This window comes from Zavarzinia compransoris (genome assembly GCF_003173055.1).
Taxonomy (GTDB): Bacteria; Pseudomonadota; Alphaproteobacteria; order Zavarziniales; family Zavarziniaceae; genus Zavarzinia; species Zavarzinia compransoris.
Genome location: NZ_QGLF01000005.1, coordinates 99767 through 122819, shown reverse-complemented (window position 1 = coordinate 122819; position 23053 = coordinate 99767). Strand labels below are relative to the sequence as shown.

Below are 23053 nucleotides of genomic sequence, written 5' to 3'. Positions count from 1 at the left end.
TCTGAACGGCAGGAACCATGTCGAAGCACACGCCCAAGATCGCGCTGGTCGATGACGACCGGAACATCCTGACCTCCGTCTCCATCGGCCTCGAGGCCGAGGGCTTCTCGGTCGAGACCTTCACCGACGGGGCCGCCGCGCTGGCCTCCTTCGGCCGCTCGCCGCCCGACCTGGCCGTGCTCGACATCAAGATGCCGCGCATGGACGGGATGGAGGTGCTGCGCCGCCTGCGCCAGGCATCCAGCCTGCCGGTGATCTTCCTGACCTCGAAGGACGACGAGCTGGACGAAGTCCTCGGCCTTCGCATGGGGGCGGACGACTATATCCGCAAGCCCTTCTCCCAGCGCCTGCTGATCGAGCGGATCAAGTCCCTGCTGCGCCGGGCGGAAGCCGCGGCCGAGGGCGACGGCGCCCGCCCCGAACCCCTGATGGTGCGGGGCCGCCTGACCCTGGATCCCCTGCGCCACGCCTGCACCTGGGACGGCCAGCCGGTGACCCTGACCGTGACCGAATTCCTGATCCTGCAGGCGCTGGCCCAGCGCCCCGGCCATGTGAAGAGCCGGGACCAGCTGATGGACGCCGCCTATGACGATCAGGTCTATGTCGACGACCGCACGATCGACAGCCACATCAAGCGCCTGCGCAAGAAGTTCAAATCCGCCGATGCGGATTTCGCCTCGATCGAGACGCTCTACGGCATCGGCTACAAGTTCGACGAAAGCTGACCTTGGCCGCCGCCGCAGAGCATAGGCCCGCCGCCCGCCGCCGGCCGCGCGGGCGGGGGCCCTTTTCCTCGCTCACCCGCCGCATCCTGGCGGTCAATGTCGTCGCCCTCGGGGTTCTCGTCGGCGGCGTGCTCTATCTCGACCAGTTCCGGGCGAGCCTCGTTACCCAGCGCGGCGAATCGCTGCAATCCCAGGGCGAGATCATCGCCGGCGCCCTCGGCCTTGCCGCCTCCTCGGGGCCGGAGGCGGTCGATCTCGACATCGAGCCGGCCCGCGCCCTGCTCTGGCGCCTGACCGATGCGACCGCGACCCGGGCCCGCCTGTTCAACAATGCCGGGCGGCTGGTCGCCGATACCAACGACCTGCGCCCAGACGCCCAGGTCAGCCGGGTGGAACTGCCGCCGCCGGACGAGGGCCCGGGCGTGGTCGAATTCCTTTACGACGTGATCGAGCCGCTGCTGCCCGCCGCGCGCTCCCGCCCGATCTATACCGACTATCCGCTGCAATCCGCCCGCGACTATCCGGAGGCCGCCGCCGCCCTGTCCGGCATTTCCAGCATGGTCGAGCGCATGACGGCGGACGGCACGCCCCATATTTCGGTGGCGATCCCGGTCACCCGCTTCCGCAAGGTGCTGGGCGCCCTCGTCCTCTCGGTCGAGGCGCGGGATATCGATCAGGCCATCCGCTCGGAACGGCTGGCCATTCTCGAAGTCTTCGGCGTCGCCCTTTTCGTCACCGTGCTGATGTCGATCTTTCTCGCCAGCACCATCGCCCGGCCGGTGCACCGCTTGGCCGAGGCGGCGGAACTGGTGAAGGCCGGGCGCGGCCGGCGCATCGCCATTCCCGACTTCAGCCGCCGCCGCGACGAGATCGGCGACCTGTCCGTCGCGCTTCAGGCGATGACCGATGCGCTCTATGCCCGGCTCGACGCGATCGAATCCTTCGCCGCCGACGTCGCCCACGAATTGAAGAATCCCCTGTCCTCGCTGCGCAGCGCGATCGAGACCTGGAGCCGGACCAACAATCCCGATGCCCGCCGCCGCCTGGCCGAAATCATCGAGATCGACGTCCGGCGCCTGGACAAGCTGATCTCGGAAATTTCCGACGCCTCGCGCCTCGATGCGGAAATGGCCCGGGACGAGCGCCGGCCGATCCCCCTCGACGGGCTTCTGGCCGGGCTGGTCGCCGCCTATGCCGGGCTGGAGCGCGACGGCTGGCCCCGCTTCGCCCTGACGGTGGCGCCGGAGGCGAAGGGCCTGACCGTCGCCGGTCTCGGCGAGAATCTGGGCCGGGTGTTCCGCAACCTGATCGACAATGCCATTTCCTTCTCGCCGCCGGGGACCTGCGTCGCCCTGGCCCTGGAGCGCGACGGCAGCCAGCTGGTCGCCCGGGTCGAGGACGAGGGCCCCGGCATTCCCGAGGAAGCCCTGGGCCGGATCTTCGAGCGTTTCTATACCGAACGGCCGAACGAGCAGGTGGGCAGCCATTCCGGCCTCGGCCTTGCCATCGTGCGCCAGATCGTCGAAGGCCACGACGGCACGATCGAGGCCAGCAACCGCCGCGACCCGGACCAGGGCAATGGGGTGCTGGGCGCCTGTTTCACCGTGCGCCTGCCCGTCGCCGGCGGATCGGCCGGCCGGCGGCGCCCGGGCCGACCTGTAGCCCCGGTCGTCGATTGACGGCCGGGGGCGGCCGGCGCACCTTGGCGCCATGTCGCCCCCCCACCCCTTCCTGTTGCATGGCACCTGCGTTGCCCTCGGTCCCCACGGCGTGCTGCTGCGCGGCCCTTCGGGGGCGGGGAAATCCGATCTGGCGCTGCGCCTGATCGACCGGGGCGCCCGCCTCGTCGCCGACGATCAGGTCCGCCTCAGGGCGGAGGCCGGGACCCTGATCGCCACGGCCCCCGACAATCTGCGCGGCCTGATCGAGGTGCGGGGGCTCGGCATCGTCGCCCTGGGGCAGGGCTGCCCGTCCGTCCCGCTCCGCCTCGTGGTCGATCTGGCGCCGCCTGCGGCGATCGCCCGCCTGCCCGAAGCGGCGACGGCGACGATCGCCGACATGATCCTGTCACGGATCGCGCTTACCCCTTTCGAGGCTTCCGCCCCCCTGAAGGTCGAACTGGCCCTGCGCGCCGCGACCGGGGACCTTAAGGTGACACGATGACCGCTTCCGCCGACCGCCTGCCCGTGGTGCTGCTCACCGGTCTTTCCGGCGCCGGCAAGTCGACGTCCATGAAGGCGCTCGAAGACCTCGGCTACGAGACCATCGACAATCTGCCCCTGGCCTTCCTCGGCGCCCTGCTGTCGCCCGAATCGGACCACCCGGCCCGGGGCGTCGCCATCAATGTCGACATCCGCAGCCGCGGCTTCAACACCGAGCAATTCCTGCGCCGGGTCGATTCGCTGCGCGGGCGCCCGGATCTCGACCTGCAATTGCTGTTCGTCGACTGCGCCGAGGGCGTGCTCGCCCAGCGCTATACCGAGACCCGCCGCCGCCACCCGATGGCGGAGGACCGCCCGGTCACCGACGGCATCGCCCTCGAACAGCGCCTGATGTTCCCCGTGCGCGACGAGGCGGACGAGGTGATCGACACCACCCTGCTGTCGACCAACGACCTGAAGCGCCTGATCGCCGGCCTGTTCCCGCTCGACGAATTCGCCGGGCTGACGGTCACCGTCATGTCCTTCTCGTTCAAGAAAGGCCTGCCGCGCGAGGCCGATCTCGTCTTCGACGTCCGCTTCCTGGCCAATCCGCACTGGGTGCCGGACCTGCGCCCGGGTACCGGCCGCGACCCGGAAGTGGCCGCCCATGTCGCCGCCGACCCGGCCTTCCCCGAGTTCGACGCGCATGTGACAGGCATGCTGACCTTTCTCGTCCCGCTCTACCGGCGCGAGGGCAAATCCTACCTGACCATCGCCTTCGGCTGCACCGGCGGGCGCCATCGGTCGGTCTTTATGGCGGAACGTGTCGGCGGGGTCTTGCGCGAAGGCGGCCATCGCGTCACCGTCATACACCGCGATACAGTGTTCGCTTGAGGGTGACTTGTCGAATGGAGCCATGATCGGCCTTGTCTTGGTGACCCACGGTCGCCTGGCCGAAGAGTTCATAGCGGCGACGGAACACGTCGTCGGTCCGCAACAGGCGATGCGCGCGATCTGCATCGGCGCCGACGACGATATGGAGCAGCGCCGCAGCGACATCGTCGATGCGGTCGCCGCCGTCGATCGCGGCAAGGGGGTGATCATCCTGACCGACATGTTCGGCGGCACCCCCTCCAACCTGGCCATTTCCGCCATGGAGCGGCCGGGGATCGAGGTCGTCGCCGGCGTCAACCTGCCCATGCTGATCAAGCTGGCCAGCGTGCGCGGCAAGGTCAGCCTGGCCGAGGCGATCAATGCGGCGCAGGAGGCGGGGCGGAAATACATCTCCGTCGCCTCGGCCCTTCTCGCCAGCGAGCAGGGCTGACGTGGCCGCTGCGGAGGGCGGGGCGGGCCCGGTCCGCCACCTGAAGATCTGCAACCGGCGCGGCCTGCATGCGCGGGCGGCGGCCAAATTCGTCTCGACCGCCAGCCGCTTCGATGCCGAGGTGAAGGTGACCAAGGACGGCACCACGGTTACCGGCACCTCGATCATGGGGCTGATGATGCTGGCTGCCGCGATCGGCACCACCATCGAGGTGACGGCAAGCGGGCGCGAGGCCGCCCAGGCCCTGGACGCCCTTGGCGAATTGATCGCCAACCGCTTCAACGAAGACGAATAGGGAAACCATGCCGAGCAGCGCCTATGACGCCGTCCTGTGGGATTTCGGCGGCGTCATCCTGACCTCGCCCTTCGAGGCGTTCAACGAGCTCGAAGCCGCGCGCGGCCTGCCCCGCGATTCGATCCGGCGCATCAATGCCCGGAACCCGGACGGCAATGCCTGGGCCCGTTTCGAGCGCTCGGAAATCGATCTCGATGGTTTCGACGCCGCCTTCGCCGCGGAAGCGGCGGCGCAGGGCCTGGAACTCCGCGGGCGCGACGTCGTCGCCGTCATCCACGGCCGCATCCGGCCCGAGATGGTGGAGGCGCTGCGCCGGGTGAAGCGGCACTACAAGACCGCCTGCCTGACCAACAATGTGAACGACCTCGGCGCCGGCCCCGCCTATGCGGCGGCGGTGGGCGCGGTCATGGCCGAATTCGGCGCCGTGATCGAAAGCCGCAAGGTCGGCGTGCGCAAGCCCGATCCCCAATTCTACCGGCTGGCCTGCGAGATCCTGGCCATCGACCCCGCCCGCGCCGTCTATCTCGACGATCTCGGCATCAACCTGAAGCCGGCGGCGGCCATGGGCATGCGCACGATCAAGGTGACCGGCGCCGAGCAGGCCCTGGCCGAACTCGAGGCCGTGCTCGGCCTCGAGCTTCGCTGAACATCAGCCTTCCGAGACGCCGCCCCGGGCCTGGGCCTGGGCGCGGGCTTCCGCGGCGCCGCGAATCGCCCGGCGCACGCTTTCGTCGCTGTCCATCAGGCGCTCGAAATCCCGGCGCGACAGTTCGAGCAGCTGGCAATAGCCGAGGGCGGTGATATCCGCATTGCGCGGCCGGTCGTAGAGCAGCGCCATCTCGCCGAAGAAGGCGCCGGAGCCGAGACGCACCGGCGATGCCCCGACCGCCACCTCGACCGCGCCGGACGAGATGAAATACATCGTCTCGCCGCGCTCGCCCTTCGACATGATGCGCTCGCCCGGGACCGCCAGATGGGGCTTCATCAGGGCGGCCAGGGCTTCGCGCCGCTCGGGACCGAGGTTGGCGAAGATCGGCACCAGGCCGACCAGATCGGCCCGCTTCAGGCGCAGGTCCAGGCGCGGCGGCCGGCTGATCAGGGTGCGGCGGTGTTCGAGATCGCGCAGCAAAGCGTCGCGGATCTCGGTCGAGATCACGCCCTCGTCCTGCATTTCGCGGTAAGCCACCACCTCCTGCCCGAGCGCGGCGCGGGCAAGGTAGCGGGCTTCGAGGTCGGCGGCGTAATCGGGATATTGCAGCTTCAAGGCGTCGATCGTGCTGGCCAGGCTGGCGGCACGGGCATCCAGCGCCTGGTCGAGCAGGGCCGCCGCGGTCGTGCCGAAGACGGGGGCCAGGGTGCGCCGGACATAGCCGACCAGTTCGCGCAGCGCCGCCTGCATGATCAGCAGGCGTTCCAGCCGCGACTCCAGGGTCAGGGCCAGGGGCCGGTTCCAGCCGAAGCGGCGCTGAAGGAACAGGGCGAGGCGGAAGCTGGGGCGAAAATCGGTCACGCAATGGCATTCGCGCAGGTATTCCGCCTGCCCGCCGGTGCGCGCCGCATCCGCCAGCCGATCGGCGATGGTGACCAGCGGCGCCACCATGTCGCGGCCGATCACCCGGTGCTCGAACATGTCGAGATAGATCGCCTGTTCGCGCCGGGCCAGGGTGACGAGGCCGGCGCTTTCCACATCCTCGCGCCCCGGGTGGACCTGGTCGAGGGCGGAGGCGACCTCGAGTTCGGCCAGCCGGCGCTCGTAATAGGTGGTGACCTGCTTCACCGCCTCCTCGCCGATGCGGTGGGTGCGCGCCACTTCTTCGGTCGTGGCCTTCACCGTGTTCAGGCTGAGGGTCATCACCCGGTCGCGGGTGGCGAGATCGCTGGGCGACAGCCGGTCCAGGCCGAGCAGCTTGATCAGCGGCTTCAGGGTCAGGCCGTTGACCAGCAAGGTCCAGAGCACGAAGGTGGTGGCGAGCACGCCGATGAAGCGCTTCAGTTCCGGGTTGAGCAGCGGATTCTCGGTCGCGGCCAGGGCCAGCGCCAGGGTGACGGCGCCGCGCAGGCCACCCCAGACGATCACCGCCCGATAGGCCGGCGTCACCCGATGGGCGAGGCCGATGGCGGTGACCACCGGCATCAGCCCGAAGATGACGAGGCCGCGCGCGGCAAGCGCCGCCCCGACCAGCACCAGCAGCAGGGTGAAATCCCCGAAGGTCATGGTCGCCAGCGTCTTCGGCGCCAGCATGGCCGCCAGCATGAAGATCAGGGAATTGGCCCAGAAGCCCAGCGTCTGCCACGAATGATGCAGGTGGCGCCAATTCTCGGGCGCGATGCGCATCCGGCCGAGAGCGCCGAAGGTGAGCGCGAAGATGACCACGGAAACGACGCCCGAGGCATGGAAATAGCTTTCCGGCACGATGTAGCAGAGATAGGCCCCGCCCACGGTGATCGTCAGCTCCGACAGCCGGTTGTCGTTGAAATAGGGCACCAGCCATGTCGCCAGCAGGCCGAGGGCCAGGCCGAACAGCGAGCCGACGGCGAAATGGTCGAGGAACAGCCACAGGCCGGACAGGCCGTCCAGCGCCTGCCCGCGGGTGAGCGCGGCGATCAGCATGGTGAAGATGGTGATCGCCGCCGCATCGTTGAACACCGCCTCGCCCTCGACCAGCAGGGACAGGCGCTTGGGCGCGCCGAGGTCGCGGAAGATGGCGACCACCGCCGCCGGATCGGTGGTCGAGATGATCGAGGCCAGCAGCAGGCACGGGATCAGGCCGAAGGGCCCGGCCTGCGACAGGGCGAAGCCGACCACCGCCGTCGCCACCAGCACGGCGACGACGGCCAGCAGCAGGACCGGCACCAGATCGTCGAACAATTCCCGGACATCGATGCCGAGCGACGCCTCGAACAGCAGGATCGGCAGGAACACCACCATGAAGACGACGGAACTGGAGGTGAAGTCGCGCCACGCCAGCAGCATGTCGCCCACCGGCCCGGTGATCGCCGTCGCCCCCGCCGCCGACGACAGCGCCCCGACGCCGAGCCCGACCAGAGCCAGGACGACGCTGTAGGGAATGCCGAAACGCCGCGCGACCGTGGGCAGCAGGCTGATCACCGCCAGAAGGCCGGCAATGGCAAAGACCGTGGTGACGATGGTGTTCATCTCGCTGCCGTCTCCCCCCGCCGGCGGCGGCAGTCTATCAGCCGGGCCATTCCGACGTTAAGCGGGTTTCGCCTGCCGGTGTGCGCGGAGAAAGAGATCGACGGCGGCATCGGCCAGGCGGGCGACCTCGGCCGTGTCCGGCGTATCGGCAAGGCCGAGCAGGCGGCGCAGGTGCAGGTCGCCGCGGATCATGCCGAAGAACAATTCGGCCGCGGTCCGCGGATCGTCGGTCGCCAGCAGGCCCCGGCTCTGCGCCCGGGCGAGATAGGCGGTCAGCGCCGCCACCACCCGGCCGGGCCCGGCGCGATAGAAGCGGGCGGCGAGATCGGGACGGCGCCCCGCCTCGGCCATCACCGCGCGCATGGTCTTCAGGGACTGGGCGCTGGTCAGCACGGCCAGGAATTCATGGGCGACGCGGGACAGCGCGTCCCGGAGATCCAGGGAATCGAGATCGGGATGCATCAGGCTGGCGAAGCGCTGGGCCGAGCCGCGCGCCACCATCGCCTCGAACAGATCCTCCTTCGAGGCGAAATAGGCATAGACCGTCGCTTTGGACACGCCCGCCGCCCGGGCCACCGCATCCATCGACGTGCCGGCGAAGCCATGGTCGAGGAACAGTTCGGACGCCGCCGCCATCACCTGCTCGTATTTCGCCGATGGCGCGGCCGTCGCCGCGCCGTCCTCGTTCCCCGCCGGCTGCATCCCGTCCTCTGCTGATCGTCGCCCGCCCACAGCGTACCGGATCTGCCATGCGAATGCTGCATGGAGAAGCCGGCTGTAAATCCGCGGTCCGGGTGTTATATTCCGCCTGAACTAAACCGTTCAGTTCACCTTCCGCCATCATGGGACGAGATGCAATGAAGCCGCAAGTGAAGCTCGGCCTGATCGGGGTTTTCGTGATCGGTGCGCTCGCCTTTGCCGGCTGGCTGTTCCTCACCCGCCACCTGATCAGCACCGACGACGCCTATGTCCATGCCGATATCGCGCCGATCAGCGCCAAGGTGCAGGGCGCGGTCGCGGCGGTGATGGTCGGCGACAACCAGATGGTCCGCGCCGGCGACGTCCTGCTGCGGATCGACGATTCCACCTATCGCGCCCAGGCCGAAGCCGCGCGGGCCGCCGCCGCGGCCGCCGCGGCCGACCTCGACACCCTGGCGCGCCAGGCCGACCAGCAGGCCCTGCGCATCACCGTCGCCGAGGCGGACGAGGCCAGCGCCAGCGCCGAGGCGGAACGCGCCGCCCGCGACCTTGCCCGCCTGTCGAAACTGGCGACCAGCGATTTCGCCACCCGCCAGAACCTGGACACCGCCACCGCCGACAATGCCAAGGCCCAGGCGGCCCTGGCCCGCGCCCGCGCCAATGTCGCGGTCGAGCAGGCCGAGCTTGCGATCCTCAAGGGCAAGCTGACCGAGGCCCAGGCCGCCCTCGACCAGGCCCGCGCCCAGGCCGCCCTGGCCGACCAGAACCTGGCGGATACTTTCGTCCGCGCGCCGGTCGACGGCGTCGTCGGCAATCGCGGCGTGGTCGCCGGCCAATATGCCCGGCCGGGGGCCGTGCTGCTGTCGGTCGTGCCGGTGAACGATCTCTGGGTGGAGGCCAATTTCAAGGAAACCCAATTGGCCGGCATGGGCCCGGGCCAGCCGGTGGAAATCACCGTCGACGCCCTGCCCGGCGTCCGCCTGCGCGGCACCGTCGAAAGCCTGAGCCCGGCGTCCGGCGCGCTGTTCAGCCTGCTGCCGCCGGAAAACGCCAGCGGCAATTTCACCAAGGTGGTCCAGCGCGTGCCGGTGAAGATCCGCCTCGATGCCGGCCAGAGCCTGGGCCGCCTCGTGCCCGGCCTGTCGGTGGTCGCCACGGTCGACACCTCGGTCGCGCCGGCGGACGTCGCCTATCTGCCGGCGCCGGCGGCGCTGGCCGAGAACAGGTAAGCACGGGGGCTTCCGCTCATGTCCGTCGCCGCGACTGCCGACGCCCTGGCCGACCCGAAGCCGGAGAGGCGCCATCTGGTCGGCTTCTTCATCATGGTGGTCGGGATGTTCATGGCGATCCTGGACATCCAGATCGTCGCCTCGTCCCTGTCCGAGATCCAGGCCGGCCTCGGCGCCGCGCCGGACGAGATCGGCTGGGTGCAGTCGTCCTACCTGATCGCCGAGGTCATCATCATCCCGCTGTCGGGCTGGCTCAGCCAGGTGATGTCCACGCGCTGGCTGTTCGTCATTTCCTGCGGCGGCTTCACCCTGGCGAGCTTCGCCTGCGCCTTCGCCTGGTCGATCGAATCCATGATCGCCTTCCGGGTGCTTCAGGGCTTCCTGGGCGGAGCGATGATCCCGACAGTCTTCGCCACCTCCTATTTCGTGCTCGGGCGGAACAACCCGAAGGCTTCGATCCTCATGGGCCTGATCGCCACCATGGGCCCGACCCTGGGGCCGACGCTGGGCGGCTGGATCACCTCCGCCCTGTCGTGGCACTGGCTGTTCCTGCTGAACATCGCGCCGGGCATCCTGGTCACCATCGGCACCGCCACCCTGATGGATATCGACCGGCCGAACCTGAAGCTGCTGCGCGGCTTCGACCTCGCGGGGATCTTCGCCGTGGCACTCTTCCTCGGCTCCCTGCAATTCGTGCTCGAGGAAGGCAACAAGAACGACTGGTTCCAGTCGGACGAGATCCTGCTTTTCACCGTGCTCGGCGTGGTCGGCGCGGTCTGGTTCTTCTGGCGCGCCTTCACCTTCGCCCGGCCGGTGATCGACCTCCGGGTCTTCACCAACCGCAATTTCGCCATCGGCTGCGTCGTCGCCTTCGCGATCGGCTTCGGCATGTACGGCTCGGTCTATGTCCTGCCGCTGTTCCTCGGCCGGGTCTCCGGCTACGACAGCTATCACATCGGCACCGTGCTGGCGGTGACCGGCCTGTGCCAGTTCCTGGCGACGCCCATCGCCGGCATCCTGTGCCGCAAGTTCGACGCCCGGGCGATCCTCGGCATCGGCCTGTTCTTCTTCGCCCTCGGGGTCTACCTGAACAGTTTCCTGACCTCCGAATCCGATTTCGACGCCTTCGTCCTGCCCCAGGCGGTGCGCGGCCTCGGCATCATGATGTGCATGATCCCGGCCAATATGCTGGCGCTCGGCTCGGTCCGGCCGGACCAGATGAAGAATGCCTCGGGCCTCTACAATCTGATGCGCAATACCGGCGGCGCCTTCGGCCTCGCCATCATCAACACCCTGCTGACCGATAGGCTGGCGCATCACCTGTCGCGCCTCTCGGAAGCGGTGAATGCCGCCCGCCCGGTCGCCACCGGCATGATCGAGGGCCTGTCCAGCCATCTCTCCGACCTTGCCGGCGGTACCATCGACGGCGACAGCGCGGCCATCGCCCTGATCCGCCAGATCGCCCAGCGCGAAGCCTATGTCCTCGCCTTCACCGATGTCCTGCTGATCATGTCGATCACCTTCTTCGCCATCCTGGTCCTGATCCCCTTCATGCGCCGCGGCGCCTTCAACGCCGCCGCTGCCGACCATTGAGGCCCGGGACAAGCGTCCAAAACATGAGTTTGGTTCGCTTTCCTGTTGCCAAGCCCGGGACCCGCCCCTACACTGACAGAAAATCAGATCACCCCGCAGCGACGGGCGTGCATAAAGGGAGGGAAGACAGATGAACGCAGTGGTCACCCAGATCACCAAGGACCCGGCCTATAACACCGTCCGTCCGAGCGACTTCGGCGCGATGATCCAGGTCGAGCGCTACGGCGCCCGCTCCACCGCCTTCGACAAGATCATCACCGCCACCCACGACCATTTCTGGGACCCGCTGGACCCCGCCTATATCGATTTCAGCCAGCCTTTCGACATGGAGAACCAGCCGCTGCTGCCCGCCGACATCATGGTGGAACTGCAGTCGGCGGTCGCCGACAAGCTGGACGAGAAGCAGAAGATCCAGCTGATCAACATGAATACCCATTGGTCGCTGTCGTCGATCCTGCACGGCGAACAGGGCGCGCTGGGCCTGTCCGCCAGCCTGTGCCACATCCTGGTCGATCCGGGCGCGCAGGAATATGCCGCCAACCAGGCCCGGGAAGAGGCGCGCCACGTTACCGCCTTCACCCGCTACATCCAGGCGCGCTGGGGCAAGCCGGCGCCGGTCGGCCCGATCCTCGGCAACCTGCTTTCGGAACTGGTGCTGGCCGAGGAAGTCTACAAGAAGCTGGTCGGCATGCAGATGCTGGTCGAAGGGCTGGCCATGGGCGCCTTCGCCATGCTGCACGCCAAGACCTTCGATCCGCTGCTGAAGCGCACCACCCAGCTGGTCATGACCGACGAAGCCTTCCACCACAAGTTCGGCAAGATCTGGGCCGACCGGACCATGCCCAAACTGTCGGAGGAGGAGCACAACAAGGTCGAGGACTGGGCGCTGTCCTGCTTCCAGTCGCTGTTCTTCAACCTCGTCTCGCCGGACCAGAAGGGCTGGATCTACGAGCGCCTGGGCCTCGATCCCGCCTGGGTGCAGGCCGCCGTGCTCGAAGCCGCGACCGACGACATGCGCCGCGACCGCATGAAGGACGGCACCGACATCTTCCGCGTGCTGATCAAGACCCTGCTGAACGCCGGCATCATCACCGACCGCACCCGCTGGTTCTACGAGCAATATGTCGACATGATCCAGCTGAAGGCGGAGGGCGACTATATGGTGGGCGATGCCATCGCCGAGGAAGGCATCGAATACCTGAAGGACATCAACAAGAACAGGAAGCGCGCCGGCAAGCTCGCCTGAGCGCGCGGTGAACTGACCACGCAGTGAATTGACCAAGGGGGGCCCCGGTACGCCGGGGCCCTTTTCCGTTCAGCGCGGCGAATGTTTCGCCAGGATGCGCTGAAGCGTGCGGCGATGCATGTTCAGGCGCCGCGCGGTTTCCGAGACATTGCGCTCGCACAGTTCATAGACCCGGTTGATGTGTTCCCAGCGCACCCGGTCGGCCGACATCGGCCGTTCCGGCGGTTCCGGCCGCTCGTCCCCGCTGGCCTGAAGCGCGGCATGGATATCGTCCGCATCGGCGGGCTTTGCCAGGTAATCCAGGGCGCCGGCCTTCACCGCGGCGACGGCGGTGGCGATATTGCCATAGCCGGTCAGCATGATGATGCGCGCCTCCGGGTTGGTTTCCCGGATCGCGGCGACGACGTCGAGCCCGTTGCCGTCGGCCAGCCGCAGGTCGCAGACGGCGAAGCGCGGCGGCTGGCTGCGCGCCACGGCGATGCCCTCGGCGACGGAACCGGCCGAGGTCACGGCATAGCCGCGCTTGGCCAGGGCCCGTGCCAGACGCTCGCGCAGGGTATCGTCGTCGTCGACCAGCAGCAGGGTCCGGCTGGGGTCCACGGTCGAAGGGGCCGGCGTCGTTTCCATGTTCATTTTTTCTCCCGACCTGCATCGGCGGCCCCGGCCGCCGCTTGTGCCATCATCTTTCGGCGGCCCCGGCCGCCGGTACATTCATCTTGTCACCGATGTCCAATATGCCCCGGGGCCAGCGAATGGCAACCTCGGCCCCGCGGCCGACACGGTTGAAGAAGCTGATCTGGCCGCCGGAATGCTCGATCAGGGTCTTGGCGATGAAGACCCCGAGGCCCAGCCCCTCGCCCTTCCGCGTGGTGACATAGGGCTCGCCCAGGGATTCCAGCACTTCGGCGGGAAAGCCCGGGCCGTCGTCGCTGACCGCGACCACCACTTCGTCCGCGTCCCAGTCGATGATCATGGTCACCTGTTCGCGGGCGAAGCGCATGGCATTCTCGACCAGATTGCCGAGGCCGTGGATGATTTCGGGGGCGCGGCGCAGCAGGGGTTCCGGGCCGTCGCCCGTCGCCGCGATCTCGAAGCGCAGCGCGCGGCGGAGATGGGGCGCCGCCGCCGCCTCGACCAGGGTGGTCAGCGGCAGGACCGAGAAGGTGGTGTCGCGCATGTCTTCCGGCCGGCGCGACAATTGGGACAGGATTTCCCGGCAGCGCTTGCTCTGGGCCAGCAGGATGCCGATGTCGTCGCCATGGGGGCCGTCGCCGATCTCGTCCGCCAGTTCGCGGGCGACGACGGCGATGGTGGCCAGCGGCGTGCCCAGTTCGTGCGCGGCCGCGGCGGCAAGCGCGCCGAGGGCCGACAATTGCTGTTCCTTGGCCAGCGCGTCGCGCGTTGCCGCCACCGCGCTCGACAGGCGCCGCGCCTCCGCCGCCACCCGCCAGGCATAGGTGATGATGAAGCCCATGCCGAGGGCGAGGCTGGTCCAGATCCCGACGACATAGATGGGGTCGAGGTCGAAGGGCTCGCCCCGCCAGGGCAGGGGCAGGTGCAGGAAGGACAGCAGGGTGATGCAGGCGAGCGCCAGCGCGCCCAGGCCGATGGTCAGGCCGAGATCGAGGATCGTCGCCGAGATCGTCACCGGCACCAGGATCAGGAAGGCGAAGGGGTTCTGCAATCCGCCGGTCAGATAGAGCAGGGCCGCCAGTTGCAGCACGTCATAGGCGAGATAGAGCCCCGCCTCCCGGTCCGACAGGCGCTTGGTCGCCGGATAGGCCACCTGCAGGATCAGGTTGAGCAGGACCGAAGCCGCGATCGGGATGGCGATCGCCAGTGTCGGCATCGGAAAGCCGAGCACGACGGAAACGACGAAAAGCGCCCCGGCCTGCCCGCCCACCGCCAGCCAGCGCAGCAGGATCAGGGTGCGCAGGCGCAAGGGGGCGCCCGTCGCCGCCTTGGTCAGCGAGGCACCGGGGTTGTCGCGCTCCTCCGAATCATGGAGGTCGGGATCGAAGGCGGTCATGGGCCGAGACTAGAGCGGGTTTGGAAAAGGCGAAACCCCGTCCCTATGGCGCGACCGGGCGGCGAACGCCCTGATCTTTCTCAAATCCCAGGAGATTATGCCTCGGCCTTCGCGGCGAAGGCGGCCTGCTGTTCCGGCGTCGCCTCGCGCTGGTAGAGCCGTTTCCAATCGTCATAGGGCATGCCGTAGACCGCTTCCCGGGCTTCGTCCTTGGTCAGGGCCACGCCCTCGCCGTCGGCCGCGTCCTTCAGCCAGTTGGACAGGCAGTTGCGGCAGAAGCCGGCAAGGTTCATCAGGTCGATGTTCTGCACCTCGGTCCGCCCGCGCAAATGGCTGACCAGGCGGCGGAAGGCGGCGGCTTCGAGGCGGATACGGGTGGCATCGTCCATGATCATGCTCCGGGCGCTGAGGGTTGGTTAACTTTTCGCCGCGAAACTCTTCCGATGCAACCCGTCGCCGACGAGACCGCGCCCGCGGCCGGCCCCGAGGGGCCGTCCCCCCCCTCTCCTCCGCCCTTTCACCGGGTGCGGCGCCTGCTGCTGCTTGCCCTGGTGATCAGCAGCCTGTTCGCGATCCAGCTTGCCGTCGATTTCGCCGAACGCCTGGACCGGGCCCGCCTGAACGTCAGGATCAGCGCCGAGGTCCTCGCCACCTGGACCGGGGATACGCTGCTGTCCCTGCACGGCCTGCTGGCCGCCGCCGCCGCCCTCGACGCCGACGCCCCCGACGCCAAAGGGCGCGCGGCCGACCCGGAGCTTCTGGCGGTCCTGGCCGAGACCGGGCCGATGGTCGCCGACCTCGCCCTTTACGGCCCGGACGGCCGCCGGCTGGCGGCCGCGCGGAACCGGCTGCCGGCCCGCCTGGACACCCCGCCCGCCGACGACACCCTGCTGCACGGGGCCGACGGCACGCCGCTGCTCGTCCGCACCCTTGCCCTCGGCGACGGCCGCCTGCTCGTCGGCGCGCTCGATACCGGGCGCATCGCCGGCTTCTATGCCGCCAGCCTGCGCCGGCCCGAATCGGTGGTCGCCCTGACCGGGCCCGACCGGCAGGTGCTGATCGCGACCAGTCCGACGACCGCCGGCGACGGCCTGATCGGGATCGCGAAACCGCTGGACCACACCGGCTTCACCCTGGTGCTGCGCGCCTCCCGCGCCGCCCATGTGGCGGAATGGTGGTGGGACAAGGCGGCCCTGATCGCCATTTTCCTGGGGCTGGCCGTGGCCCTTCTGTACCGGATCATGGCCGTCCATCGCCAGTTCCGCACCGCCGAGGCCGAACGCACCGCGCTCGCCGAGGCCCGGGACCAGGCCCAGGCGGCCAACCGGGCCAAGTCCCGCTTCCTCGCGGTCATGAGCCATGAACTGCGCACCCCGATGTCGGGCATGCTGGGCACCATCGACCTGCTGCGCCAGGGCGCCCTGAACCGCGACCAGAGCCAATATGTCGCCCTGCTCGACACGTCGGCCCATGCCCTGCTCGACGTTCTCAACGACATCCTCGATTTCTCCAAGCTGGAGGCGGGGGCGATCGAGCTTGAGGCCGCCGACTTCCGCCTGGCCGAGACGGTGGCGGCGGCGGTCGACCTGTTCCGGGCCCGCTGCGCCCAGAAGGGCCTGGCGCTCAGCCTGACGATCGATACGGACGTGCCCGCCGTGGTCCACGGCGATCCCGGGCGCCTGCGCCAGATCCTGGCCAATCTGATCGGCAATGCGGTGAAATTCACCGACTGCGGCTCGATCGCGGTCACCGTCTCGCGCCATCGCGCCGAGGGCGGGACGCTGCGCTTTTCCGTCCAGGACAGCGGGGTCGGCATGTCGAGCGCGACCAGGGCGGCCCTGTTCGAGCCCTTCATGCAGGCCGACGCCTCGACCAGCCGGCGCTTCGGCGGCACCGGGCTCGGCCTCGCCATCTGCCGCCGGCTGGTCAAGGCCATGGGCGGCGACATCGGCCTGACCAGCGCGCTCGGCAACGGCACCCGCTTCTGGTTCACGGTGCCCCTGCCCGCCGGCGAGGCCGCGGCCGTGGCGCCGCTGCCGGTCCCGCCGCCCCCGGCCGCGCCGGAGCCGGTCGCCCCCGGCGGCTTCCGCCCGCGCCTGCTGGTCGCCGAGGACAATGAGATCAACCGTTTCCTGATCCGCGAGCAATTGGCGCGCCGCGGCTACGACATCACTTTCGCCGCCAACGGCTGGGAAGCGGTCGAGGCCTGGCGCAAGAAGGGCTTCGACGCCCTCCTGCTCGACATGCGCATGCCGGTGATGGACGGGCCCCGCGCCCTGGCCCAGATGCGCGAGGATGCGGTCCGCCCCCTGCCGCCGGTGATCGCCCTGACCGCCGATGCCCTGGCCGAGGATCTCGATGGCTACCGGCGCATCGGCATCGACGCCCTGCACACCAAGCCGATCGACTGGGCCGCCCTGGACCGGGACCTGCGCCGCCTGCTGCTGCAAAGCCCGGCCCAGTCCCCGGGCGCCGCCGAGACCGCGAGCACGGCCGCGATCGATCCCGGCTTCGATCCCCGCCCGCTCGAGGAACTGCGCGAGATCATGGGGGCGGACCAGATCCGCGACCTCGTCGCCTCGTTCCGCCAGACCCTGGCCAAGGAAGGCGCCCGCCTGCACCGCGCGGCGCTTGAAGGCGACGCCGCGCAATTGCGCGAGGCCGCCCACACGATCCAGGGCATGACCGCGCAATTGGGGGCGGAGGGGATCGCGGCGGTGACCCGCAGTCTCCGCCTCGACGGCGCCGCGGCCCTGAACCCGGCCACGCTGACCGCCAGGCTCGACCTCTACGACCGGGTGGTGGCGGAAACCCTGGCCGCCCTCGACCGCGTCACAGGCCGAGACGCTGCCTGACCAGCGCGGCGACCCTGGGCATTTCATCGAGGGGTTCATAGCGCCAGGTGGGGAAACTGCCGTCGAACCAGCGGACATAGCCGTCCGCCACCAGGTCGTCGACGAAGCGCCCCAGCCGGTTCGAGCGCCCGGGCAGGCGCGCCACATGCACCGGCCGGCCGGTCAGCAGCGCTTCCGAGATCATCGAGACCGAATCGGCCGTGATCACCAGATGGTCGGAGAGGCCGAGCAGGCCGAAATAGGGATTGTCGCCCTTGCCGTCCCAGATGAAGCGCGGCCGGTCGCCCAGGCCCCGGCGCAGGCCGTCGAGGGCGGCGGGCGCCGTCCGCCGCGACGGCGTGATCGCGAGGCCGGCACCGATCGCGCCCGCCGCCGCCGCCAGCCGCCGGCCCAGGTCCTCGCCCGCGCGGCCGTCCAGGCGATAGCGCCGGTTCGAGCCGCCGAGAAGAACCCCGACCAGGGGGTGCGGCATATGGCCCAGGCGGTCGCGCCAGAGGTCGGCGCCGGCGGCGATGCGCGCCGGCGTCACCCGGTGCAGGCCGGCCCGGGTCTCGATCACATGGGCGCCCGCCAGCCGGTCGTGGCGCGGCGCGATCACGACGTCGAAATGCGACAGGGCGAGTTTCGGGTTCTGCAGGTGGACGAGGCGGGTACGGCCGCCGCTGGCCTTGCGGATCGCGACCGCAAGGGGGGCGGCGACATTGCCGGTCGAAATCACCAGGTCCGGCCAGGGCGGGGCCAGGGGATCGCTGTCCGCGGTCGGCGCCTTCAGCGGCCAGGGCCACAGGCGGCCGGGCAGCCAGTCCCAGGGCAGGCGCACGCGCACGCGCTTCACCTCATGGTCGAGGCCCAGCGCCTCGGCAAGACCCACCACCTGGGTCTCCATGCCGGCATGCCCCTCGCTGAGACACCAGACCGTCGCCACGTCCCACTCCGTCTTACAGGGGGGCAAAGGTAGCGAGCCCGGCGCCCGGCACAAGCCCGCATTTCTCAATCGGCTGAGGCAAGGCTGGCGCCGCCGCGGTATAAGGCGCCATGTCCGCCCCTGCCGTGCCGTCCTCCCCATCTGCCGCCGCCCCGCGCTGGGCCTTGCCCGCCCTGATCCTCGGGGCCATCGCCATCGGCTTCTCGCCCCTCTTCGTCCGCCTGTCGGAACTGGGGCCGACCGCCACCGCCTTCTGGCGCCTGGCCCTGGCCCTGCCCCTGTTCTACGGCTGGACCGTGGTCGCGGCGCGCAATCGGGCAGCCCCCCCGGCCCCCCTCGGCCGGGCGGCAAAGATCAGGCTGCTGATTGCCGGCCTGCTGTTCACCGGCGACCTGTTCAGCTGGCATTGGTCGATCCATCTGACCACGGTCGCCAATTCCACCCTGTTCGCCAATTTCGCGCCGATCTTCGTCGTCTTCGGCGCCTGGGCGTTCTTCGGCGAGCGGCCGAAGGCGGTGTTCCTGGCCGGGCTCGCCTTCACCTTCCTGGGCGCCGGCTGCCTGATCGCCAATTCCCTGTCGATCGGCATGGAGCATGCGCTGGGCGACGGGCTCGGCATCGTCACCGCGGTCTTCTTCGGCTCCTATATCCTCGTGGTGAAGGACCTGCGCAGCCGGATCGACGCGCCGCGCCTGATGCTGTGGTCCAGCCTCGTCACCGCTATCGCCCTGCTGCCCCTGGCCCTGGCGACCGAAGGCCGGATCTTCCCCGAGAGCGCGGCCGGCTGGCTGGTGCTGATCGCGCTCGCCTGGATCAGCCAGGCCGCCGGCCAGGGCCTGATCGCCGAGGCGGTGGGCCATCTGCCGGCCGGCCTGTCGTCCCTGGTCATCCTGGTCGAGCCGCTGGCGGCCGCCATCATCGGCTGGGTGCTGCTGGGCGAGGCGCTCGGCCCGGTCGAGCTGCTGGGCGGCGCCCTGATCCTGGCCGGGATCATGATCGCCCGGCGCGGCACCTGAGCCGGCCATGGCCGACCTCTGCGACCGCCTGCTCGCCACGGTGCTGGCCGCCGCGGATGTCGGCGCCGCGACCCTGCGCCACCTGCCGCCGGTCCCGAAGGGACGCACCGTCGCCGTGGGCGCGGGCAAGGCGGCGGCGGCCATGGCGGCGGCGCTGGACCGGGCCTGGACCGGGCCCCTGTCCGGCCTCGTCATCACCCGCCACGGCCATGGCCTGCCCGCCGGCCGGATCGAGGTGGTCGAGGCCGGCCATCCCCTGCCCGACGATCAGGGGCCGAGGGCCGCCGCCCGCATTCTCGATCTCGTCCGTGGCCTCGGGCCGGACGATCTGGTGATCGCCCTGGTCTCGGGCGGTGGCTCGGCCTTGATGGCGCTGCCGGCGCCGGGCCTCACCCTGGCCGACAAGCAGGCCGTGACCCGCGCCCTGCTGCGTGCCGGCACGCCGATCGGCGAGATCAACGTGGTGCGCAAGCACCTCTCGGCGATCAAGGGCGGGCGTCTTGCCCTGGCGGCGGCACCGGCGCCGCTCGCCGCCCTGCTCGTCTCGGACGTGCCGGGGGACGATCCCGCCACCATCGCCTCGGGCCCGACCGTGCCCGATCCCTCGACCCTGGCCGAGGCCCGCGCGATCGTCGAACGCTGGCGGCTCGATGTCCCGGCCGCCGTCGCGGCCCATCTGCGGGCACCCGCGGCCGAGACCCCGAAACCGGGCGACCCCCGCCTTGCCCGCCAGGGCGCCACGGTGATCCTCCGCCCCGCCGATGTCCTCGCCGCCGCCGAGGCTGCGGCCAGGGCCGCTGATCGCACCGTGCTCAACCTCGGCGACCGGGTCGAGGGCGAGGCACGCCGGATCGGCGCCGAGCACGCCCGCCTCGCCCTGGCGAACCGGGACCGGGGCCCGCTTGCGATCCTGTCGGGCGGGGAATTGACCGTCACCATCGCCGGCGACGGCGGTGCCGGCGGCCCCAACAAGGAATATCTCCTGGGCCTCGCCCTCGGCCTCGGCGGCGCGCCGGGGATCCGGGCGCTGGCCGTCGATACCGACGGCATCGACGGCACCAGCCCGGACGCCGGCGCCCGCATCGACCCGACCACCCTGGCCCGGGCCCGCGCCCTCGGCCTCGACGCCGCCGCCCTGCTGGCCGCCAACCGCAGCCGCACCTTTTTCGAAGCCCTGGGCGACCTCGTCGTCACCGGCCCGACCCGGACCAATGTGAACGACTTCCGGGCGATCATCGTCGATGGGGACTTGGGTTAGGCCCGCACCAGTTGCAACAGGGGTTCGAAACTATACATCGCCGGGCTACGCCCGGCCGCCGGCATGATCGTGGTCAAAAGCCCCTGATCCGCCAGGGCGCGGACGAAACGATAGACGGTCGCCGGCGGAATTCCTGACTTTCCGGTAAAGACATTGTTCCGGAACACCGGCCGGGTGAAGACGAAGTCAAGGGCTGCGACCGTCCATTTCGAGGACAATATTTCCCTGAACCGCCCCTTCATGTCTTCGTACAGGTTTCGGATGCTCTCGGCTGTCCGCAGATTTTCGTGCGCCTGTTCCTCGATCGCGGCGAGGAAAAATAGAATCCACCCCATCCAGTCGTCATGTGCGGAGACCTGGCGCAAACGGTCGATATATTCGTCGCGGCGCCGCTCGAAATAGGCGCTGACGTAGAAATGGGGTTGGGACAGGACCCGCCCCTGCCAGAGCAGCAGCGGTATCAACATGCGGCCGATACGGCCGTTGCCATCTTTGAAGGGGTGAATGGCTTCGAATTCGAGGTGGGAAATCGCCGCCCGCAGCAATATTTCCCACTCCTCATCCGCCATGAAGGCGAACAACCCGTCGAGCGCAGGGCCCAATTGTTCGGCGCGGACGGGAATGAACAGAATTTTCCGCTTCAGCGGATCGGCGAGATAATTCTGTTCCTGCCTCAATTCACCAGGGGCATTCTGCGCGCCGCGCCCGAAACCGAGCAATGTCCGATGGGCCGACCGGATCAGCCAGGTCGACAGGGGCTGCCCTTCGGCCATGCTCGACTGCGCCAGCTTCATGGCCCGGGCATAGAGCGCGACTTCGATGACATCGCTGCGATAGTTGGCCTCGTCAGGAATATCCGAGGTTTCGTGGTCGGCTTCGTAGCGCAACAATTCGTCGAGCGTACTGATCGTGCCTTCCATGCGCGACGAAATCACCGCCTCCTGGCGGCGCAGGGGGGCGAGCAGGATCTCGCTGTTGTGCATGCCCTTGAGCATCTGGTCATAGCGGGCCAGGGCGGCCATCGCCGCGGTCAAGGGTTTCGCCAGGCGCCGATAGTCCAGGGCCGTCGGCGGAAAGCGGCCATAATGGTAGTCGGTCGCCGCGCTGAAATCATAGTCGCCCGCCCCACGCTCCATCCACGCCCCCTTGTGAGCCGCACCGGTTTTCGATTATCGGAAAACGAGGAATCCGATAATCAACCTTCATTGACTCTCATACTGAGGATCAAGCGGGCTTGTCCATCATTTTATTGGTATTTTGATAATCGTCAGGCCATCCCCTCGACCCCGTCCGGGCGGGGGCCGCCGGTCGCCCAGTCCAGCAGTTCGACGGTGTGGACCACCGGCAGGGTGCCGTGCTGGGCGATCTGGGTCATGCAGCCGATATTGCCGGCGGCGATCAAGGGGGCGCCGGTCGCCGCCAGGGCCTTGGCCTTATTGTCGCCGAGGGGGGCGGAAAGGGCCGGTTGCAGCATGTTGTAGGTGCCGGCCGAGCCGCAGCAGAGGTGGGGATCGCGCGGTTCGCGCACCACGAAGCCGGCCCTGGCCAGCAGGCGCTTGGGCGCCGTCACCCGCTGGCCGTGGCGGAGCGAGCAGGCGTCGTGATAGGCGATCTCGCGGCCCCCGGCGGCACCGGTCGGGCGGAGATCCAGGGGGTCCAGCACTTCGGTGACGTCGCGGGCCAGGGCGGCGATGCGCCGGGCCTTGTCCGCCCGCAAGGGATCGTCGTGCAGCAGGTGGCCGTAATCCTTGACCGTGGTGCCGCAGCCGGACGCCGTGACGATCACCGCGTCCAGCCCGTCGAGCACCGGGCCCAGGGCATCGACCAGGGCGGCGGCGGCGGCCCGGCCCCGGGCTTCCTTGCCCATGTGCAGGGGCAGGGCGCCGCAGCAGCCGGCGGCGGGCGGCACCACCACCTCGATGCCGTGGCGATTGAGCAGGCGCACCGCCGCCGCATCGACCCCCGGCCGCAGCACCGGCTGGATGCAGCCAATGACGAGCGCGACCCGGCCCCGCCTCCCCGCCGCCGCCGGATGCAGCGTGCCCGGCCGGATCGCGATCCGCCCCGGCAGGCGCGCCGGGACCAGGGCACCGAGCGCGCCCAGCCGCCCGGGCAGGCGGCGCAGCACGGGCGCCGCCAGGACCCCGGCAAGCAGGCTGAGGCGGAAGCGCCGGCGCCCCGGCAGCATCAGGGCAAGGACGGCGCGCAGCCCCCGATCCAGCAGGGGGCGCGGCGCCGTCGCCTCGACATGGGCCTTGCCGTGTTCGACCAGATGGGCGTAGTCGACCCCCGAGGGACAGGTCGACATGCAGCTGAAACAGCCGAGGCAGCGGTCGAGATGGTCGCGCACCACCGCATCCGCCGGGCGCCCGGCCTCGAACATTTCCTTCATCAGGTAGATGCGCCCGCGCGGGCCGTCCAATTCGTCGCCGGTTTCGAGATAGGTCGGGCAGGTCGCGGTGCAGAAGCCGCAATGGACACATTTGCGCAGGATCGAATCGATCTCGGCGATGGCGGGATCGGCCAGGCGTTCGGGCGTGAAGGAGGTGCGCATGACGGAT

Annotated in this window: 21 protein-coding genes; 13 read left to right on the top strand and 8 right to left on the bottom strand. The window is 69.4% G+C overall.

The genetic code is table 11. The features are described from left to right. Window positions 1-17: 17 nt before the first annotated feature. The 7 genes from DKG75_RS17465 to DKG75_RS17435 are packed head-to-tail and all read left to right on the top strand — an operon-like array spanning window position 18 to window position 5131. On the top strand, window positions 18-725 hold the full coding sequence (locus DKG75_RS17465; RefSeq protein WP_109922463.1) for a response regulator transcription factor: 708 nt from the start codon (window positions 18-20) through the stop codon (window positions 723-725). 2 nt (window positions 726-727) lie between these two features. Continuing rightward, complete coding sequence (locus tag DKG75_RS17460; protein ID WP_109922462.1) at window positions 728-2404, top strand: sensor histidine kinase; 1677 nt, start codon at window positions 728-730, stop codon at window positions 2402-2404. 31 nt (window positions 2405-2435) lie between these two features. Further along, window positions 2436-2888, top strand: coding sequence for an HPr kinase/phosphorylase (locus tag DKG75_RS17455; protein ID WP_109922461.1), 453 nt, complete (start codon window positions 2436-2438; stop codon window positions 2886-2888). After that, on the top strand, window positions 2885-3760 hold the full coding sequence (gene rapZ / locus DKG75_RS17450) for an RNase adapter RapZ (protein WP_109922460.1): 876 nt from the start codon (window positions 2885-2887) through the stop codon (window positions 3758-3760). Before DKG75_RS17455 ends, rapZ begins: the two co-directional genes overlap by 4 nt. Window positions 3761-3782: 22 nt before the next feature. Then, a complete protein-coding gene (locus DKG75_RS17445) occupies window positions 3783-4190 on the top strand; it encodes a PTS sugar transporter subunit IIA (protein ID WP_109922459.1) in 408 nt (135 codons plus the stop codon). A 1-nt stretch (window position 4191) separates the two neighbouring features. Continuing rightward, entirely contained in the window at window positions 4192-4485 is a 294-nt protein-coding gene (locus DKG75_RS17440; RefSeq protein ID WP_243746395.1) for an HPr family phosphocarrier protein, read from the top strand. 7 nt (window positions 4486-4492) lie between these two features. Further along, on the top strand, window positions 4493-5131 hold the full coding sequence (locus tag DKG75_RS17435; protein ID WP_109922457.1) for an HAD-IA family hydrolase: 639 nt from the start codon (window positions 4493-4495) through the stop codon (window positions 5129-5131). 3 nt (window positions 5132-5134) lie between these two features. On the opposite strand, the gene DKG75_RS17430 is transcribed toward DKG75_RS17435, so the two are convergent. Together DKG75_RS17430 and DKG75_RS17425 are read right to left on the bottom strand one after the other, a co-directional pair. Further along, window positions 5135-7642: a cation:proton antiporter gene (locus DKG75_RS17430; RefSeq protein WP_109922456.1), complete on the bottom strand. Its 2508-nt coding sequence runs from the start codon at window positions 7640-7642 to the stop codon at window positions 5135-5137. A gap of 57 nt (window positions 7643-7699) precedes the next feature. Beyond that, window positions 7700-8344, bottom strand: coding sequence for a TetR/AcrR family transcriptional regulator (locus DKG75_RS17425; RefSeq protein WP_109922455.1), 645 nt, complete (start codon window positions 8342-8344; stop codon window positions 7700-7702). Between the two features lie 155 nt (window positions 8345-8499). Between DKG75_RS17425 and DKG75_RS17420 the strand changes: the two genes are divergently transcribed. The 3 genes from DKG75_RS17420 to DKG75_RS17410 all read left to right on the top strand — a co-directional run bounded on the left by DKG75_RS17420 (window position 8500) and on the right by DKG75_RS17410 (window position 12409). Next, window positions 8500-9570 (top strand): HlyD family secretion protein, encoded by a 1071-nt coding sequence (locus DKG75_RS17420; protein ID WP_109922454.1) that lies wholly within the window; start codon window positions 8500-8502, stop codon window positions 9568-9570. 18 nt (window positions 9571-9588) lie between these two features. Further along, complete coding sequence (locus DKG75_RS17415; protein ID WP_109922453.1) at window positions 9589-11163, top strand: DHA2 family efflux MFS transporter permease subunit; 1575 nt, start codon at window positions 9589-9591, stop codon at window positions 11161-11163. A gap of 130 nt (window positions 11164-11293) precedes the next feature. Continuing rightward, complete coding sequence (locus DKG75_RS17410; RefSeq protein WP_109922452.1) at window positions 11294-12409, top strand: ferritin-like domain-containing protein; 1116 nt, start codon at window positions 11294-11296, stop codon at window positions 12407-12409. A gap of 69 nt (window positions 12410-12478) precedes the next feature. Here DKG75_RS17410 and DKG75_RS17405 read toward each other — a convergent pair whose 3' ends face one another. The 3 genes from DKG75_RS17405 to DKG75_RS17395 form a co-directional block, all read right to left on the bottom strand. Then, window positions 12479-13036, bottom strand: coding sequence for an ActR/PrrA/RegA family redox response regulator transcription factor (locus tag DKG75_RS17405; RefSeq protein ID WP_109922887.1), 558 nt, complete (start codon window positions 13034-13036; stop codon window positions 12479-12481). 52 nt (window positions 13037-13088) lie between these two features. Next, window positions 13089-14438, bottom strand: coding sequence for an ActS/PrrB/RegB family redox-sensitive histidine kinase (locus DKG75_RS17400; RefSeq protein ID WP_109922451.1), 1350 nt, complete (start codon window positions 14436-14438; stop codon window positions 13089-13091). 95 nt (window positions 14439-14533) lie between these two features. Next, on the bottom strand, window positions 14534-14827 hold the full coding sequence (locus DKG75_RS17395) for a DUF1244 domain-containing protein (RefSeq protein WP_208111869.1): 294 nt from the start codon (window positions 14825-14827) through the stop codon (window positions 14534-14536). Between the two features lie 54 nt (window positions 14828-14881). Between DKG75_RS17395 and DKG75_RS17390 the strand changes: the two genes are divergently transcribed. Next, window positions 14882-17293 (top strand): ATP-binding protein, encoded by a 2412-nt coding sequence (locus tag DKG75_RS17390; protein ID WP_166646254.1) that lies wholly within the window; start codon window positions 14882-14884, stop codon window positions 17291-17293. Here DKG75_RS17390 and DKG75_RS17385 read toward each other — a convergent pair. After that, on the bottom strand, window positions 17271-18218 hold the full coding sequence (locus DKG75_RS17385) for a mitochondrial fission ELM1 family protein (protein ID WP_208111868.1): 948 nt from the start codon (window positions 18216-18218) through the stop codon (window positions 17271-17273). The two genes, DKG75_RS17390 and DKG75_RS17385, sit on opposite strands and share 23 nt — an antisense overlap. Before the next feature lie 110 nt (window positions 18219-18328). On the opposite strand from DKG75_RS17385, the gene DKG75_RS17380 reads away from it, so the two are divergent. Both DKG75_RS17380 and DKG75_RS17375 read left to right on the top strand, forming a co-directional pair. Beyond that, window positions 18329-19234 (top strand): DMT family transporter, encoded by a 906-nt coding sequence (locus tag DKG75_RS17380; RefSeq protein WP_109922447.1) that lies wholly within the window; start codon window positions 18329-18331, stop codon window positions 19232-19234. Between the two features lie 7 nt (window positions 19235-19241). Continuing rightward, a complete protein-coding gene (locus DKG75_RS17375; protein ID WP_109922446.1) occupies window positions 19242-20492 on the top strand; it encodes a glycerate kinase type-2 family protein in 1251 nt (416 codons plus the stop codon). Here DKG75_RS17375 and DKG75_RS17370 read toward each other — a convergent pair. Both DKG75_RS17370 and glcF read right to left on the bottom strand, forming a co-directional pair. Then, window positions 20489-21628, bottom strand: a complete 1140-nt coding sequence (locus DKG75_RS17370; RefSeq protein ID WP_109922445.1) for a Fic family protein — start codon at window positions 21626-21628, stop codon at window positions 20489-20491. The genes DKG75_RS17375 and DKG75_RS17370 overlap by 4 nt on opposite strands. A 131-nt stretch (window positions 21629-21759) precedes the next feature. Continuing rightward, window positions 21760-23046 carry a glycolate oxidase subunit GlcF gene (glcF, locus tag DKG75_RS17365; RefSeq protein ID WP_109922444.1) on the bottom strand — a complete coding sequence of 429 codons (1287 nt, stop codon included), beginning with the start codon at window positions 23044-23046 and terminating at the stop codon, window positions 21760-21762. Window positions 23047-23053 lie beyond the last annotated feature (7 nt).